The sequence below is a fragment of the Streptomyces sp. RK62 genome (assembly GCF_018070255.1).
Taxonomy (GTDB): Bacteria; Actinomycetota; Actinomycetes; order Streptomycetales; family Streptomycetaceae; genus Streptomyces; species Streptomyces nigra.
Map to the genome: position 1 here is coordinate 271,394 of NZ_JAGPYD010000011.1, position 16,231 is coordinate 287,624.

The 16,231-nt window shown below is 68.4% G+C and carries 13 protein-coding genes; 8 read left to right on the forward strand and 5 right to left on the reverse strand.

Features of this window, described 5'->3' with window-relative positions:
• Positions 1-17: 17 nt before the first annotated feature.
• Together KBY32_RS22775 and KBY32_RS22780 are read left to right on the forward strand one after the other, a co-directional pair.
• Positions 18-488 carry a very short patch repair endonuclease gene (locus KBY32_RS22775; RefSeq protein WP_210981393.1) on the forward strand — a complete coding sequence of 157 codons (471 nt, stop codon included), beginning with the start codon at positions 18-20 and terminating at the stop codon, positions 486-488.
• A gap of 179 nt (positions 489-667) precedes the next feature.
• Positions 668-2,674 (forward strand): DUF262 domain-containing protein, encoded by a 2,007-nt coding sequence (locus KBY32_RS22780; RefSeq protein ID WP_210981394.1) that lies wholly within the window; start codon positions 668-670, stop codon positions 2,672-2,674.
• Between the two features lie 48 nt (positions 2,675-2,722).
• Here KBY32_RS22780 and KBY32_RS22785 read toward each other — a convergent pair whose 3' ends face one another.
• Genes KBY32_RS22785 through KBY32_RS22795 form a run of 3 tightly spaced genes read right to left on the reverse strand, consistent with a single transcriptional unit; the run spans position 2,723 to position 6,811 of the window.
• Positions 2,723-3,574, reverse strand: a complete 852-nt coding sequence (locus KBY32_RS22785) for a DUF3883 domain-containing protein (protein WP_210981395.1) — start codon at positions 3,572-3,574, stop codon at positions 2,723-2,725.
• Positions 3,558-5,402: a DEAD/DEAH box helicase gene (locus KBY32_RS22790; RefSeq protein WP_210981396.1), complete on the reverse strand. Its 1,845-nt coding sequence runs from the start codon at positions 5,400-5,402 to the stop codon at positions 3,558-3,560. Before KBY32_RS22790 ends, KBY32_RS22785 begins: the two co-directional genes overlap by 17 nt.
• The gene (locus KBY32_RS22795; RefSeq protein ID WP_210981397.1) at positions 5,402-6,811 is read right to left on the reverse strand and encodes a transcriptional regulator; all 1,410 of its coding nucleotides are present in this window, start codon (positions 6,809-6,811) and stop codon (positions 5,402-5,404) included. Before KBY32_RS22795 ends, KBY32_RS22790 begins: the two co-directional genes overlap by 1 nt.
• 120 nt (positions 6,812-6,931) lie before the next feature.
• On the opposite strand from KBY32_RS22795, the gene KBY32_RS22800 reads away from it, so the two are divergent.
• The 5 genes from KBY32_RS22800 to KBY32_RS22820 all read left to right on the forward strand — a co-directional run bounded on the left by KBY32_RS22800 (position 6,932) and on the right by KBY32_RS22820 (position 11,553).
• Positions 6,932-7,621, forward strand: coding sequence for a hypothetical protein (locus KBY32_RS22800; RefSeq protein WP_210981398.1), 690 nt, complete (start codon positions 6,932-6,934; stop codon positions 7,619-7,621).
• Positions 7,622-7,850: 229 nt separating this feature from the next.
• Positions 7,851-9,224, forward strand: coding sequence for a DNA cytosine methyltransferase (locus KBY32_RS22805; protein WP_210981399.1), 1,374 nt, complete (start codon positions 7,851-7,853; stop codon positions 9,222-9,224).
• A 220-nt stretch (positions 9,225-9,444) separates the two neighbouring features.
• On the forward strand, positions 9,445-9,690 hold the full coding sequence (locus KBY32_RS22810; protein WP_055623385.1) for a hypothetical protein: 246 nt from the start codon (positions 9,445-9,447) through the stop codon (positions 9,688-9,690).
• 577 nt (positions 9,691-10,267) lie between these two features.
• Entirely contained in the window at positions 10,268-11,134 is an 867-nt protein-coding gene (locus tag KBY32_RS22815; RefSeq protein WP_210981400.1) for an LLM class flavin-dependent oxidoreductase, read from the forward strand.
• A gap of 116 nt (positions 11,135-11,250) precedes the next feature.
• Positions 11,251-11,553, forward strand: coding sequence for a hypothetical protein (locus KBY32_RS22820; RefSeq protein WP_055623510.1), 303 nt, complete (start codon positions 11,251-11,253; stop codon positions 11,551-11,553).
• An 80-nt stretch (positions 11,554-11,633) separates the two neighbouring features.
• On the opposite strand, the gene KBY32_RS22825 is transcribed toward KBY32_RS22820, so the two are convergent.
• On the reverse strand, positions 11,634-13,142 hold the full coding sequence (locus KBY32_RS22825) for an MFS transporter (RefSeq protein WP_210981401.1): 1,509 nt from the start codon (positions 13,140-13,142) through the stop codon (positions 11,634-11,636).
• Between the two features lie 96 nt (positions 13,143-13,238).
• Positions 13,239-14,606, reverse strand: a complete 1,368-nt coding sequence (locus tag KBY32_RS22830; RefSeq protein WP_374224981.1) for a DUF445 domain-containing protein — start codon at positions 14,604-14,606, stop codon at positions 13,239-13,241.
• Between the two features lie 230 nt (positions 14,607-14,836).
• Between KBY32_RS22830 and KBY32_RS22835 the strand changes: the two genes are divergently transcribed.
• Complete coding sequence (locus KBY32_RS22835; RefSeq protein WP_210981403.1) at positions 14,837-16,174, forward strand: SGNH/GDSL hydrolase family protein; 1,338 nt, start codon at positions 14,837-14,839, stop codon at positions 16,172-16,174.
• Positions 16,175-16,231 lie beyond the last annotated feature (57 nt).

The following is a 16,231-nucleotide window of genomic DNA, read 5'->3' on the forward strand; positions in this document are numbered from 1 at the left end:
GGACTACTCTCTCCGGTGTGTCCGAAGATCCGTCGTGGGTAGCCCCTGAAGGTTCCTGGGCTTCGTCCGCGGCCCGCCGTCGCAACATGCAGGCGATCCGAAGCCGCGACACGAAGCCCGAGAAGCTGCTCCGGCAGCTAGTGCACGCCAAAGGGCTGCGCTACCGGGTCGCGGCACGCCCCCTGCCGGATCTGCGCCGGACGGCGGACATGGTGTTCGGCCCGGCCAAGGTCGCCGTCTTCGTCGACGGCTGCTACTGGCACGGGTGCCCCGATCACTACGTTCCGCCGAAGACGAACTCTGGCTACTGGTCGCAGAAGGTCCTCCGTAACGTCGAGCGTGACCGGGACACTGATCAGCGGCTCAGGGACGCGGGATGGCTCGTGCTCCGCTTCTGGGAACACGAAGCAGCGGAAGACTGCGCACTCGCCGTCTCCGCGGCCGTGGCTGCGCGGAAGGCCCAGCAGAGCAAGAAACGCCAGCCCTGATCACCGTCCTGTCGGCGGTCGGCTCTCAGGGGGCTCTAAGAGCGTTCCGCCTCCCTTACGCTATCTCCGGCGAGTGAGAGGTCTTGGCCGGTTCTGTGGGGGGCTGTGCCGCTCGGCTCGCTTCAAGGCAAAGCTGCCGCGGTGCGTCCCCGCGGTGGCGCGGAGCACTGGGGGGCAAGGTGGCGGTCGAGCGCACAAACCGCGACGTCCGGACACTCATCAAGCAGATCGCGGCCGGAGAGATCATGCTCCCCGAGATCCAGCGCGGGTACGTATGGAAGGCATCGCAGGTCGCACGGCTCATCGAATCGCTGTACCGCGGGTATCCAGCGGGGTCCCTGCTGTTCTGGAAGACCGGTCAGCCCGCCGAGACCCGGGAGGCAGCCATTGGCACGTCTCAGGCGTTGCCGAGCGTCATGCCTCTCTACCTGCTGGACGGCCAGCAGCGGCTCACTTCGCTCTTCCGCGTCCTGACCGATCACCCGGAAGCCCAGGTCGTCTTCAACATCGAGACGGAGGCCTTCCAGAACCAGAGCGCCGCCACCCGACGGAACCGAAAGTGGATCAAGGTCTATGACGTCGTCGGTCCCGACGCCGACATGTTCGCGATCCACGGCGAGCTCAAGGGGGCCGGGCTCGCTCTGCCGGAGCCGGAGATCGGGCGCCGGCTCAACGCGCTTCAGAAGATCACGCAGCGCGACTTCCATATGGAAGTGCTGCATGACTTCGAGTACGAGGAGGTCGCCGACATCTTCGTCCGCGTCAACAGTGGCGGACGGGCACTGAAGACGACCGACCTCGCGCTGGCGACGCTTTCCGCCCGCACCCCCGGCTTCCTCGGGCAGTTGGAAGCCGAATCGGCTCGCTGGGCGGAGCAGGGATACGGCGCTCTGAACGTCAACTTCCTGATCAAGGCGCTGACCTTGAGCTTGTCCACCACCGGCACGCGCCTCGCGTCCGTGGCGAAGCTGACCGCGGCCAGCACAGAGATGGTGGAGACCGGCTGGGAGAAGGTCCAGCGTGGGCTCGCTCGTGTGGTCCCCCTTCTCCGGGAGAGGCTCCTCATCCCGACGACAGCCCTGATCCCGTCACTCGCCGCCCTCCACCCTCTGATCCTCTACTACGGCCGGCAGCCCAGCGACGCAAGGATCCCCAGGGAAGTCGAGAACGGACTTCTGTACTGGTTCCTCGTCGCCACCGCTCGCAACCGGTACGGCGGTGCCACTGACACCACCCTGACCCAGGACATCAGGACGCTGGACACGGATGATCCTGTGGCAGCCCTCCTCGGCAACCTCGGAATCCGTGAGCACGGCCTCGCTGTGGCGGACAGTGACCTGTCGGGCCGCAATCACCAGAGCCCTTACCTGATGTTCTGCTATCTCGCGGCAGCTCACGCCGGTGCCACCGACTGGTGGGACGGCGGACCGATCTCGGCGACCGTCGACCAGTCCGGGAAGCCGCAGTACAGCCTCGTGCACCCGGCCACCAAGCTGCGCAGCCATAGTTCCAAGTACTCGTCCACCGAGATCAACGAGCTCGCCAACATCGTCTTCGTTTCTGAGCAGACAGCGAAGAACATCATCGGCAGCCGTTCCCCCGCCGCCTATATGCAGAGCGTCGGCCTCAGCGACCGTACCGCGCACGCGATTCCAGACGATCCGGCTGTTCTCGAGGCAGCCGGTTACCGTGACTTCCTGGCCGCACGCAGGATGCTGCTGGCGGAGCGGATCACCGCGTTGCTCGACCAGTTCCGGCCTGCTTTCCTTGCCGCAGCCGGTACGGAGGCAAAGACGCGTGCGCCGCGCTCGCTCGTGCTTGCCGGGTACTCCGAATCCGGCCGAAGCGTCCTTGTAGCCGAAGCGGAGGCAGACAGCCGGAGCTGGACCGGGTGGATCAACCCCGGGGACTTCGAGAGGGCTCTCGACGCTGCCTCCACCGGAATCGCGAGCGACGTCCCCGTCGGCGACGATACGGCTCCGCTCCGTGTCGACGATGAGGGCAGCGTGACTTTCGGGCTTGGCCCCTTCATCATCCGTGGCTCGCTCGACCAGTGGCGCACGGCGGTGAAGGACGCCTTCGAGGACGCACAGCCTCTGACGGAATGCCCTGAACCCACGGACGACCAATGGCCTGGAGAGCCGACGGAGTTCCTCATCTCGGACGCGGGAGTGCCAGCGTCCTGATCCCCGGCCAATGAACCGCGCCCGCCCGGCTGCCGGCACAAGGCAGCTCTAGTGGAGTGGCATCCCTCTGAGCAGCTCGGGCGCGGTCGTGGCGAGCATCGGTGCGATGCTCGGAATGCCCGGCACGGATATCCCCGGTGGCACATCGAGCCTGCACGACTCCCACCGTCCCCGGGGGGAGCGGTCCGCGGGTACCTGGTCCGCGATCCACTCCCGGGGTAACGCGGCCACCGACGCGAGCTGCAACTCAGCGGTAAGACGGACGGTTACGAGTTCCCAAGCCGGATCACGCAGCATGGTCTCGTACTCGTTCCGCGAGATGTAGATGGTGAGCCGGCCCAGCCGGACTGTGCTTTTGACTTCCAAGTGGGCGCAGTACTGAGAGTCATCGACATAGATGTCGTAGCCGTGGCCGTCAGACCATGCCGCAACGTGCTCAACCCGGCCTTCAGCCGACTCGGACAGCAGCTCGAGCAGGGCGAGTTCACCGGCCGAGCCGATACGCGAGCGCTTTTCGGTGTCGACCTTGCTCCACACCCTGTTGAGCTGCGCGTACGCTTCCTCCTGGCCGAGCCCGAGGGTCTCCGCCGCGCGGAGGGCGTCTTCCGGGAGTTCATCCGGCCTGCGGATGAGCAAGTCGGCGTCCTGAAACCAGGGCACGCCGCTATGGACCATGGCGGCTTCGAAGACACGGCAGTCCACGGGTACCTGGGAGCGCGAGTCCTCCAGCAGTCCCGTCTCACGGATCCAGGCGTACGCGGCGTCGTATTGCGTCGGGGTGATGTCGCTGAAGTCGCTGTGCGTATGGAACAGGGCACGGACACGCGCGACCCCGCTGACGGGAAGCCGCTCCAGCCAGCGGACGGCCGCACGCAGCACCGGTTCAGGCGGCACGGGCACGGAGATGACCCATCAGCGCTTGAAGGTCTCGATGGTCCAGGCCGCCACCGACGGCCGGCTCCTCTTCCAGGTCGGCCAGCTGCTGAACCGCGGGGTCGTCGAGGATGCTCCCCATGAAATTCAGCTTGTCACCCAGCCTCTGATCAACGACTTCGTCGATGGTTCCCTCTGAGGCAAGCACGGTCACGCGCGTTTCGGTTTCCGGGGACAGTCCAAGCCGGTGAATACGGTCAAGGCTCTGCAGGAAACGACCGGCCGCGAAGTCCCGGTCCACGTACACCGCGTCGTGACAGTGATGGTGAAGGCTGATTCCCTCACCGAGAGTTCCCGGGTTCGACAGAAGGACCATGCAGTCCCGGTCATACCGGAAGCGCTTGATCGCCTGCTCGCGGTCGGCATCCCCCATCCCGCCGTACACCAGGGCCGGCGAGAACTCGCTGAGCATGTTCTCCAGCGTGTTCAGACTCCGGACAAAGGTGGACCAAACAAGCGTCTTACGGCCCTTGGCCGCGTTCTCGCTGACAATGGCAAGCACTTCTCGGTACTTCGGCGACATCTCGTAACTAGGAAGATCCCGCATCAGGTCAAACAGTGCCGTGCCTTGAGGAACAGAGAGGGGTGGCACTCGGTACGACAACGGTTCATAGCGCGTTGTCCCGACGGCGAGGAGCGCCGGGCTGGTGGCCGCCATGAGCATATAGACGATGATCTTGCCGAGGGCCAGGAAATCCCCTTCCGAGCCCGCAGCGCGCGCGGAGAAGCGGCCAACGAGCGCTTCGTACACCTCCTGATGAAGGGGCGGCATAGGGACCGTGCGCAGGGTCGTGGACACCGGCGGCAGTCCGAGCTCGCCCTTCGTGGTGCGGGTGAACAGCGGCCGCAGCACCTGGCTCGCCTTGGCGAGGTCCCCGCCCGCCACAGCCTGGATGACCTTCTGGCGTCCATGTCCTGGCCATACGAAGCCGAACAGGTTCTCCAGATCCTTGACGCCGTTAGGAGCCGGCGTGCCGGTGAGGATCAAGCGATGCCTGCTGCACGGTCCGAGCGCGAGGCAGGCGGCACCATCGGTTCCGTCCGCGCCGCGCTTCATCCGGTGGGCCTCATCGAGCAGGAGCATGGACGGTCGCGCGGCGAGCCATTGGCCGAGTTCGTTCACCACGCCGTCCTGGCGCAGCCGCTCATAGTTGACGATGAGCACGTCCGCGGCGGGATCAGCGTCCTTGGTGAAGACGTCCATGCGCAGCGGCTCGCTCAGGCACTGCCGGTTTTCGTGCTTCCACGATTCGAAGCAGGACTTCGGCCCCACGATGAGAAGGCGCTCAAGGCCTTCCGCACGGCGAAGCGCATGGAACACGGCCAGGCCGACACGGGTCTTGCCGGCTCCGGGAACAGAGAAGTTGGCCCCGTGACGGAGGGAGAGCAGCTTGGCGATGTCCCGGCGCTGGAAGCTCGTGAGATCCGCGACCCACTGAGGCCCGAGCCGTCCGCCGACCTCATCAGGGTCGACTTCCCCGGCCTCGCCGGCCGCCGGATCCAGGCGTTTCGCCACGGTCTGCGCATCGACGGCCGAGTCTGTGGCCAGGGCGGCCAGCTGGGGGTCCCACAGGACGCTGCTGGGCTCCGGCCAGTTCGCAAGAGCCACCAGGTTCGTCAGAAGGTCATCGATCTCGACCTCCATGGTTCCCGGGGACCGCTGCACGCTGGTCTGGAACCGGAGAGCAAGACGGCGAAGCTCGTTCTCGTATCCGGTCCCCGCTCTGAGCCGTGCCCGGGTCACACCGTCGCCGAACCCGATCTCCAGGCTTGGCGCGGATGCCTGGGCTGCCATCACTTCTCCCGCGTCGAGTCGAGAAGCCAGGCAACGCCATCGCCAGGGGAGCTGAAAGTGCGCCCTGCCTGCTTCGCGAGCCGGGTTAGGCTGGCCTTGAGCGTGAGAAGTGCGTCGTCGAACGCATCCTCGTCGAGGGCGCGCTTGGTCTTGGCCTCAGCGAACTCGGCCGCACACTGATTCACGTAGTCAGCGGCGTCCGTCAGCCGCTCCGGAACGGCTACCTGGCGCTTCTGGAGCTCAGCGTTCGCTCCGGCCAGCTTCACGGCGGCGTCGAAGGTCTTGCGCGCCGTCTTGATAAGCGCGTCAGCCTTCGCCACGGACCCCGCGTCCAGGGAGCCCCCGGACTGCGCCGCCGCCTTCGCCTGCAGCAGGGAATCGGTGAGCGCACGGGTGGTCTTCACCGTCGTCGTGGCATCCGGAATCGCCACACCCGCCAGCCCGGGGATGGACACGGCCGCGGACTCCTGAGCAGCGGGCCGGAGTTCGTCAGGGAGCCGCTCTTCCAGGTAGCGGCTGTGGAAGTCGGCCTCCGCGAGACGCACCGACGTCTTGGCGTAGTTCAGCACCACCATCGCCAGACGGGACTCCTTGAGCAGCTCGGCGGCATCAGGGTCGGTCTTGGCCAGCTTGGTGTAGTCGCGGTGCAGTTCCCGGAGCTTCTCCTGGTGATCCTCGAAGTCGACGAGCCGGAGCGTGGCGCCGCTCGCCGTCCGGCTACGGTCAATCGCGTCGTTGATCAACTGGTAGACCCAGCGATCCTGCTGGAGGGTGGTCTTCTTGATGTTGAAGTCGCGGGCCACGTCTTCCTCGCGGCGTCCGTCCGCGAGCTCGTCCTCGATCGCGATGAGGCGATTGATGTACGAGTACTCGCGACGCTTGTCGCGGCGCAGCTGCAAGGCGAGCTCAACGTTGTTGATATCGCGGCGCGACGTGTCCGGGGGGAGCACACCCACCCGGATATCCCTGATCCCCAGGTCCCTCAAGGCCGCGCATCGGGTGTTGCCATCCACAAGAATGCCGTCCGGACTGATGATTCCGGGCTCGCGCTGGCCCACATCGTCCAGCTCATCCTGAAGGGCCGTGTAGTCAGGGTCCTTCTGATTCGGGTTGGACGGCCGGCAACGCAGCAGGTCATGCAGATACGTTTGTCCTGCCTCGCTCCACGGCTCCTCCTCCAAGACCCGGTTCCGTTCCGGATCCAGGGTGCGCTGTGCGCGGATCCGGTGGGTGTCGGGGTTGAAGTACAGCATGTCGACCGGCATGGAGATCACATGCAGGTGCTTCTGCTCACCCCGCCATTCCACGGTGATCTTCGCACCGTCCTCGGCCATGGCCTGCTTCAGCCGCTCGTCCACCAGCGAGCGAATCTTCTCGCCCTCGGGCGGCACGCCGAACTTCACAGCCATAGTCAGAGCCTCCTTGGAGCAGGTCACCTTGTGCCCCAGCATCATGGCAGCACCTGCTGACAGCAGGTGGGCCAGTGACCCACAATCGGTCTCCTGATCATTTGAAGAACGGAGCACGAGGTGACACTGCCTGCCTGGAACGACCCCAAGCTCAAGGCCGGGACCATGGTGCGCGGGGCGCTCTGGCTCCTTCAAGTGGTCGGCGAGGGAAAGACTTTCAACAAGGAGCAGGTCCGGAGCGCCTTCCCCGGAATCTCCCAAGCCGACCGGCGCATACGGGATCTGCGTGACTACGGCTGGGTTCTCCTGACAAGCTCCGATGACGCGACGCTCGCCGCAGAGGATCAGCGCTTCGTCAAGGCTGGCGTCCCTGTCTGGGATCCCGTCGCACGTAGAGCCGCCGCGCCTGACAAGACTGTCTCCAACAAGGAGAAGCAGGCAGTCATGGCCCGCGATGACTACATGTGCACTATTTGCGGGATTTCTGGCGGTGAGTCCTATCTTGACGACTCGAACCAGACCGCTGTCCTCTCCGTCACCCGTCGGCAGACCATCCTGCCTGATGGCCGGGAGAGAGTTCTGCTGACTACGGAATGCAAGCGGTGCCGGGCGGGAGGTGACGGACAGGCTGCCCGGGCAGATGAGGCTCTGGCTGAGATCCAGGCGCTCGACTCAGGCGAACGCCGCCGCCTCCTGCGGTGGATCGAGCGCGGACGGCGCGGTTCCACACCCCTGGACCGGGCCTGGAACGCCTACCGGCGCCTTCCCGCCGACGCCCGCGATGAGGTGCGTACGGCATTGCAGGACTGACGCCGGCAGGCAGCCGGGGGCGGTGGGGCATGCGGGTTTCGTGTGCCCCGGCTGGCCACCGTAGACTTCAGAGCCCTGACCAGCAGACCGCCGCGATCAGATGACGCTGTCAGGGCCGGCGGCTAGGGTGCTGGTGCCGTGTTCAGCGGGTGCCCCGCTGTGAAAGTCAGCCGAGGGTGGCAACCTCGGCTTCGCGCTGGCTAAGCCTGCGCGCTTGAAAGGAGTTCGAATGGCGGCGCCGGAGCCCGATCGGCAGCTTGAGGTTATCGAGATCTGCGCGGGCGCTGGAGGCCAGACCCTCGGTCTGGAGCGGGCGGGGTTCCGCCACCGGATCGCAGTCGAGCTCGATGAAAGCGCCGCGAATACACTGCGCCGCAACCTGCATGAGGTCCTGGGTTACAGCCAGGAGGAGGCGGCAGACACGGTGAGGGTCGGCGATGTCGCCGACCCGAACACCTGGGATCCCACAGAGTTCAAGGGCAAGGAGATCGACCTGCTCGCCGGCGGTGTCCCGTGTCCGCCGTTCAGCATCGCGGGCAAGCAGCTCGGCGCCAACGATGAGAGAGACCTCTTCGCCTGGGCCGTACAGCTCTGTGGCGAGATCCAGCCGAAGGCCCTCCTTCTGGAGAACGTGCGCGGTCTTAGCGCGAACCGGTTCACGGCATACCGGCAACACGTATTGGACCGGCTCCACGAGTACGGCTATATCGGTGACTGGAAGCTTCTTCACGCTAACGAATTCGGCGTCTCCCAGCTCCGGCCTCGGTTCGTCCTGGTCGCGCTTAAGCGGGAGTACGCGGAGTACTTTCACTGGCCGACCCCTCATGAGGAGGAGCCGCCCAGCGTAGGGGAGCTCCTCGAAGACCTCATGGGGAGCAACGGCTGGGAGGAAGACCAGGTAGCGGAGTGGGTCAAGAAGGCCAATGACATCGCGCCGACGATCGTCGGCGGCTCCAAGAAGCATGGCGGTGCCGACCTCGGCCCGACCCGGGCTAAGCGAGCCTGGGCAGCCCTGGGAGTGGACGCCATGGGTGTGGCCAACGAGCCTCCGGAGAAGGGGTGGCGAGCCCCGGAGGGCGTCCCCGGCCCCAAGCTCACGACAGCCATGGTTGCCCGCATCCAGGGATGGCACGACATCGAGCGGGCAGTTGACGGCGGATCGACGTCGGAAGATGACTTCCGCTGGAAGTTCCACGGGCGTAAGACCTCCGTGTACCGGCAGATCGGGAACGCCTTTCCTCCGCCTGTCGCCAAAACCCTCGGAGTAGCCATCCGGCAGGCCATCCTCCAGGAGGCGGAGCGCAAGGAGCTTGTGGAGAACACGGATCGGGTCCTCGACCCGGTGTACAAGCTCCTCCGCGGTGTCGGCCGGCCTCTGACGGTTGACCAGATCATCGAGCGACTCGCCAAGCAGGGCACGCTCCTGGGGCAGTCCGATGTCGAGCGGCACCTTAATCACCTCGCTCACGATTTCGCCGTGACGATGACCACCCGTTCCAACGGAGCCATCGCCTACACCTTGGGGGAGTTCAAGGCGTTCACCGGCCAGGACGGCCATCAGCGGCACGAACTGTTCACCCTTCATCGGGGGAAGATCAGCTAGCGCGGGCCGCCGTACCCCTCGGCCCCTGACAGCTCCTCACGGCGCAGGATCCGCAGCGCAGCTGACGCTGGCTCACGGCCCGGAGCTGATGCCCCCTCACCCCCATGCCCCGTTCGGCAGTGCTCGAGCGGCAGGGGGCGGGATATCGGATTAGCCTCCGAGATGAGCGCAGAGTGGATCTTTGGTGTGCGCTCGGACGAAACCACCCGTAGGAGGAGAAATGCGCAAGCTTCAGAGGGCCGCGCTCGCGGCCGCGGTGATCGGTAGCCTCACCTGCATAGCCACCGGCACGGCCAGCGCGCAGCCCGCCTACGGTGGCGACGGTTGCCACTCGCACGACTTCAACCTCGACATCCTCGGTGAGGTCGGGCTTGCCAACGGTCTGGCGGGCAATCTGTTCAACGGTGAGGGAAGCCCCGGCGGGCAACACACTCACCTTGGTTCCAGCTGCGGTGGCGGCCACTGAGCGGCACGTTCGCAGCAGGCGACTCACCCCGACGAGGGCCCCGTGCCCGGGCGCAAGCCCGGTGCCCGGGGCCCTCGTCCGCGCCCGGTGTTCCAGCGGCGGACCCGGCGGGTGGTGCCCGGGGGCGCTGGGGGAGGATGACGGACCGTACCGATCCCCGGGGTGACCGTCCGGGGCGAACGAGGGGGAGAGCGCATGGGTGTGCTCGTACTGGCCGGGATTCTGCTGCTCGTCGTCGTGGGCTGCGTCTGCGTCGTGTGGGCGTCGCGGGGTGGGCCGCGGTGGGTCCGGGTGGTGTCCGCCGTGACGCTGGGCGTGGCCGACGTTGTCAAGACGCTCGTCCGTGGCATGGGGTCTTCCAGGTCCGGGTCAGGGTCAAGTTCTAATTCCCGTTCCGATTCGGGGGACTGAGCCGCTGTAAATCGTTTGGCGTGCGGATTCCGGGGCGGATACCGTGCGAGCACTTCGACGAGACGTTCCCCGGAGACACGCCGCAGCGTGGGAGCGTCCCACCTCGATGAGGTGCAGGAGGGGCGGCAGCCGACTTTGTCGACCCCTCGATTCGGAGGTCTCCTCCATGAACACCACGAACACCACTCTCGACGTGGGCCTCGGCCTGCCCATCGGCGACCCCGCCGCCCTGCTCACCTGGGCCCGGCGTGCCGACGCCGGCCCCTTCAGCACGCTCGGTCTGCTCGACCGTCTCGTCCACGACAACCCCGAGCCTCTGGTCGCCCTCTCCGTCCTCGCCGGCGCCACCTCCCGGGTCCGGGTGCAGACGGAGGTGCTGCTCGCCCCGTTGCGCGGCACCGCCCTGCTGGCCAAGCAGGCGGCCACCCTCGACCGGATGACCGGAGGGCGGTTCGTCCTCGGGCTGGGGGTCGGCGGGCGGGAGGACGACCATCTCGTCGCCGGGACCGATCTGCGGACCCGGGGGCGGCTCCTCGACGAGCAGATGGGTGTGATGCGGCGCCTGTGGGCCGGTGAGGCGTACGGGGACGGGGCGGGTCCTGTCGGGCCCGCGCCCGCCCGTGCCGGGGGGCCGCAGGTGCTGTTCGGCGGGTTCCAGCCCGCCGCGCTCGAACGCGTCGCGCGCTGGGGCGACGGCTTCCTCGCCGCCGCTCCGCCCTCCTGGGCGGGCGGTCTCTTCGACACCGTCCGCCGGTTCTGGGCGGAGTACGGCCGCGACGGCGAGCCCCGGCTGGTCGCGCAGGTCAACGTGGCGCTCGGGCCGGCGGACGTGGTCGAGGACGCCCGGTCCCGGCTGCTCGCCTACTACGCCTTCACCGGCATGGCCGACCGGATGGCCGAGGGGCTGCTCACCACCCCGGCCGCCATCCGCGCCGCGCTCTCCGCCTACGCCGGTCTCGGCGTCCACGAGGTGATGCTCTACTGCTACGGCGTCGACCCCGACCAGGTGGACCGGCTGGCCGACGTGCTCTGACGCCGGGCCGGGGCGGGAGGGCCTCGCCGGTGGAATGCCGCGACGGCCCGCCCGTTAGATTCATGCCCTACAGCACGGCCGGCAGCAGCGGCCGGCGCAAGCGGTTGGAGGGACACATGGCGAGGATCCCCAGCGCGGTGGTCGCCGCGAGCGGGCTCGTCGGCGGGTACGGCGTGGCCCGCTGGACCAGGAAGCGGCAGCTGGGCGGGGCCGTACTGGCCGTCGCGGGGGCCACGGCCGCGCAGCAGTGGCGGCGGCAGGCCGGCGACCGGGCCGCGGTGGCCCTGACCGTCGGCTACGCCGCCGCCTTCGCCGGGTCGCATCCGCTGGCCAAGAAGGTCGGCGCCTGGCCGGCCGTCTTCGGGGTCGCGGGCGCCGTCGCCCTCGCGTCCTGGGCGGTCGCCGACCGCCGGGGATGACTCACTGGACATGCGCGAGGCGCCGAGCCCTGGTGGGCTCGGCGCCTCGCGCATATCCGGTGGGTCGAAGACAGACGCCGCTACGACCCCGTGGTCCCCGGCGCCGCCGCCGGCCGTGCCCCCTCCGTCGCCGACTTCGTGACCGCCGACAGCGGGCGGGCGATGTCCTCCAGGGAGCGGCGTTCCGCCTTCACGGCGAGGAACGCCGCGACCAGGCCGGCCGCGCACATCAGCCCGGCGCCGATCTGGAACGCGAGGACCGTGTCGCCGACCACGCCCGTCTCCGTGAGCTTGGCGAACAGCAGCGGGCCGCTGATGCCGCCCGCCGCGGTGCCGAGGGCGTAGAAGAAGGCGATGGACATGGCCCTGGTCTCCATCGGGAAGACCTCGGAGACCGTCAGATAGGCGCTGGACGCGCCGGCCGAGGCGAAGAACAGCACCGCGCACCAGCAGGCCGTCATCGTGGTCGCGCTGAGCGAGCCCTGGTCGAACAGCCAGGCCGTGCCGAACAGCAGGATCCCGGACAGCAGGTACGTCGACGAGATCATCACGCGTCGGCCCACCGTGTCGAACAGCCGGCCGAGCAGCAGCGGACCGAGGAAGTTGCCGACCGCGATCACCGCGAAGTAGTAGCCGGTGTTGCCGCTCGGCACGTCGAAGAACTGGGTGAGGATCGCGCCGAAGCCGAAGGTGATGGCGTTGTAGAGGAACGCCTGGCCGATGAAGAGGGCGAAGCCGAGGGTGGCGCGCCGGCGGTACTTGGCGAAGACGGTGCGGCCGATCTCCATGAACGTCACGCTGCGGCGCTGCTTGATGGTGATCTCGCCCTCGGCGGGCGGCAACGGCTCCTCGCGGCCCTCCTCGACCTTCCGTTCGATGAAGGACACGATCCGTTCCGCCTCGTCGTCGCGGCCGTGGATCAGCAGCCACCGTGGACTCTCCGGGACGTGCCGTCGTACGAGGAGGATCACCAGGGCGAGGACGGCGCCGAGCGCGAAGGTGAGCCGCCAGCCGACGTCCGCCGCGAAGATCGAGGTGTCCAGGGCGACGATCGACAGCAGGGCGCCGCCGACGGCACCCAGCCAGAAGCTGCCGTTGATCATCAGGTCGACGCGGCCGCGGAACTTCGCCGGGATCAGCTCGTCGATCGCGGAGTTGATCGCCGCGTACTCACCGCCGATGCCGAAGCCCGTCAGGAAGCGGAACAGGAAGAACCACCAGGTGTGGAAGCTGAACGCGGTCAGCGCGGTCGCCGCGAGATACACGGCGAGCGTGATCATGAAGAGCTTCTTCCGGCCCCAGCGGTCGGTCAGCCGCCCCCAGAACAGGGCGCCGAGGCAGGCTCCGGCCACATAGAGCGCGGCGGCCAGGCCGGTGACCTGGCCCGAAGTGATAGGTAGTCCGCTGCCCGGTTCGGACAGCCGGGGCGCGATGTTTCCGACGACCGTGACCTCGAGACCGTCGAGGATCCAGACGGTGCCGAGACCGATGACGATGGTCCAGTGCCAGCGGGACCACGGCAGCCGGTCGAGTCTGGCCGGGATGTCCGTGGTGATCGTGCGGCCGGTCTCGGCCTGTGCCGTGCTCATGGGCCCCTCCCTCGGCGAGTGGAACGCTCGTCGAGTGCCCGCGAAACGGCAGGTCTACGCCCCCGGCCCGGGCGGCTACGCGCCCAGCCCCGGCGGTTACGCTCCCAGCCCCCGCGCCACCGTGTAGATCACCAGTCCGGCCAGCGAGCCGACCACGGTGCCGTTGATCCGGATGAACTGCAGATCGCGGCCGATGTGCGCCTCGATCTTGCGGGTGGTGTGCTCGGCGTCCCAGCCCGCCACGGTGTCCGTGATCAGGGAGGTGATCTCCGCCCGGTACGTCGTCACGACGTGCACGGCGGCGTCCTCCACCCAGCGGTCCACCTTGTTCTGCATGGACGGCTCGGCGGCCATCCGGGCGCCCAGGGACAGCAGGGAGGACCGCACGCGCAGCCGCAGCTCGCTGCGCTCGTCCTCGGCGGCGGACACGATCATGGCGCGTACGGCGGTCCAGGCGGAGGCGATCAGGTCCTGCACCTCGCCGCGGGCCAGCACCTCGCCCTTGAGCCGTTCGACCCGGGCCCGGGTCTCGGTGTCGGACTGCAGGTCGGAGGCGAAGTCGATGAGGAACCGGTCGAGTGCGCCACGCGCCGGGTGCGAGGGCATGTCGCGCATCTCGACGCAGAAGCGGACCAGTTCCTTGTAGACGCGCTCACCGACCTTGCGGTCGACGAACCTCGGCGTCCAGCCGGGCGCGCCGCCCTGCACGGCCCCCATGACGTCGTCGCCGTGCAGCACGAGCCAGTCGTGGGCCTTGGCCACGATCAGGTCGACGGCCCGCCGGTGGCCGCCCTCGGCGACGATTCCCTCCAGCATCTTGCCGACGCCGGGCGCGATCTCGCGGGCGTCGGCGCGGCGCGTGATGGCCTCGCCGACGACGGCCTGCACATCGGAGTCCCGCATGACCGTCAGGGCGCCGCGCAGCGCGGTCGCCAGCTCGGCGGTGACCCGGTCGGCGTGGTCCGGTTCGGCGAGCCAGGCGCCGAGCCTGCTGCCGATGCCGACGGCGCGCAGCCGCTGCCGTACGACGTCCTCGGAGAGGAAGTTCTCCCCCACGAACTCGCCCAGCGACACGCCGAGCTGGTCCTTCTTGTTCGGGATGATCGCGGTGTGCGGGATGGGCAGGCCCAGCGGATGCCGGAAGAGGGCGGTGACGGCGAACCAGTCCGCGAGCGCGCCGACCATGCCGGCCTCCGCGGCGGCGGCGAGGTAGTCGGCCCAGGCGCCGGCGCCGTGGTGGGAGGCGACCTCGGCGAGGACGTACACCAGCGCCACGAACAGCAGCAGGCCGGTCGCGGTGAGCTTCATCCGCCGTACGCCGCGCCGCTTCTCCTCGTCGGCGGCGGTGAACGTGCTCATGGTGCGGGCGGCCCCCGCGGGCACGTCCCGGTTACCGGGCGGCTGCGGCCGGGCATGCTCCCCTACGCCACGCGTCGCCGATTCCTCCGGATTCGTACGTTCCATTCCGCTCCGCCCGTCCGTGATCCCCCGCACACATTGTCCCTTCCCGACCTACTCCTGGAACGAATCAGGAGTTCCCGGCGTCTGTGCCTTGGGGGGAGAGCGATGACGACTCCGGAGGACTCCGGGCGGCCCAATGGGGGGTCTGTGCAACTCCCTTCCGCCTTATGACGCATCATGAGGTGATCACATCGGAGCCTCGGGCTCCCATCCGTCCGAGGAGAACGCACCGCATGACCAGGCGTAACGGTTATGCCTTGCTCGCCGCGATCGTCGCACTGATCGTCACCCTGTCCGTCGCCCTGTACGTCGGCGTCACCGCCGACCAGGGCGGCACCACCGGCAAGACCGCCCCGGCACAGCGCGGCGCCGGGCGTGGCCCCGCAGCCCCCGCCTCCACCGGCCTGTGGGTGGGCGCCTGGTCGGCGTCCCCGGTCGGCGCCGAGCCGGGCACGGAGGTCGAGGGCCTGGTGGGCCGTTCCCTGCGCAACGTCGTGCACGTCGACGTCGGAGGTACGAGTGCCCGCATCACGCTGTCCAATCTCTACGGCCAGTCCGCGCTGACGATCACGCACGCCTCGATGGCCGTCGCCGCCGGCACCGGCACCGCGGCCGCCGTCGCGGACACCATGCGCCGGCTGACCTTCGGCGGCAGCACCACCGTCGTCGTACCGCCCGGGCAGCAGGTGCTCAGCGACGCCGTGCGCATCGCGATCCCCGCCGACTCCGACGTGCTGGTGACCACGTACTCGCCGACCCCGTCCGGCCCGGTGACCTGGCATCCGCACGCACGCCAGACCAGCTACGTCGCCGAGGGCGACCTCGCCGAGGACACCACCGGCGCCGCGTACACCGGCCAGGTCACCTCCTGGCGGTACCTGACCGCGCTGGACGTCCTCAGCAACGAGTCGGACGGCACCGTCGTCGTCTTCGGCGACTCCCTCACCGACGGCATCACGTCCACGCTGAACGCCAACCGCCGCTGGACGGACGTCCTCGCCCGCCGGCTGCGCACCGCGATCGCGGCCGGCCAGGAACTGCCGCGCTACAGCGTCGTCAACCAGGGCATCAGCGGCAACCAGGTCCTCGCCAGCGGCACCGGCCGCCCCGCCGACAACCAGGCGGGCCTCGGCCGCTACCACCGGGACGTGCTGTCCCGCACCGGCGTCAAGGTCGTCGTCATCGACCTCGGCGTCAACGACATCCTGCGCAACCCCGGCGTCGCCGACCCCGAGAGCATCCTCGACGGGCTGCGCACCCTGGTCCGGCAGGGCCACGCCCGCGGCCTGAAGGTCGTCGGCGCGACCCTGATGCCCTTCCAGGGGCACCGCGGCTACACCGACGCCCGTGAGCAGGTGCGGCAGCAGATCAACGCGCAGATCCGCGCGGGGCGCGTCTTCGACGCGGTCGTCGACTTCGACGCGGCGGTGCGCGACCCGTACAACCCGCGCCGGCTGCGCGCCGACTACGACTCGGGCGACCATCTGCACCCCAGCGACCGCGGCTACGAGCGGATGGCGGAGAGCTTCGACCTCGGCCTGCTGAAGGGCGCGGCCCCCGCCGAGCTCTAGGGTCTTTCGTTTGGATCAGGCCGGATCAGGGAGCCCGGCATGATCCAAACGAGAGGC

Coding starts and splice junctions, on each gene's coding strand:
- KBY32_RS22825 (WP_210981401.1), bottom strand. CDS start 13,142: ATGAGCACGGCACAGGCCGAGACCGGCCGCACGATCACCACGGACATC.
- KBY32_RS22815 (WP_210981400.1), top strand. CDS start 10,268: ATGAACACCACGAACACCACTCTCGACGTGGGCCTCGGCCTGCCCATC.
- KBY32_RS22835 (WP_210981403.1), top strand. CDS start 14,837: ATGACCAGGCGTAACGGTTATGCCTTGCTCGCCGCGATCGTCGCACTG.
- KBY32_RS22805 (WP_210981399.1), top strand. CDS start 7,851: ATGGCGGCGCCGGAGCCCGATCGGCAGCTTGAGGTTATCGAGATCTGC.
- KBY32_RS22830 (WP_374224981.1), bottom strand. CDS start 14,606: ATGGAACGTACGAATCCGGAGGAATCGGCGACGCGTGGCGTAGGGGAG.
- KBY32_RS22820 (WP_055623510.1), top strand. CDS start 11,251: ATGGCGAGGATCCCCAGCGCGGTGGTCGCCGCGAGCGGGCTCGTCGGC.
- KBY32_RS22810 (WP_055623385.1), top strand. CDS start 9,445: ATGCGCAAGCTTCAGAGGGCCGCGCTCGCGGCCGCGGTGATCGGTAGC.
- KBY32_RS22795 (WP_210981397.1), bottom strand. CDS start 6,811: ATGGCTGTGAAGTTCGGCGTGCCGCCCGAGGGCGAGAAGATTCGCTCG.
- KBY32_RS22790 (WP_210981396.1), bottom strand. CDS start 5,402: ATGGCAGCCCAGGCATCCGCGCCAAGCCTGGAGATCGGGTTCGGCGAC.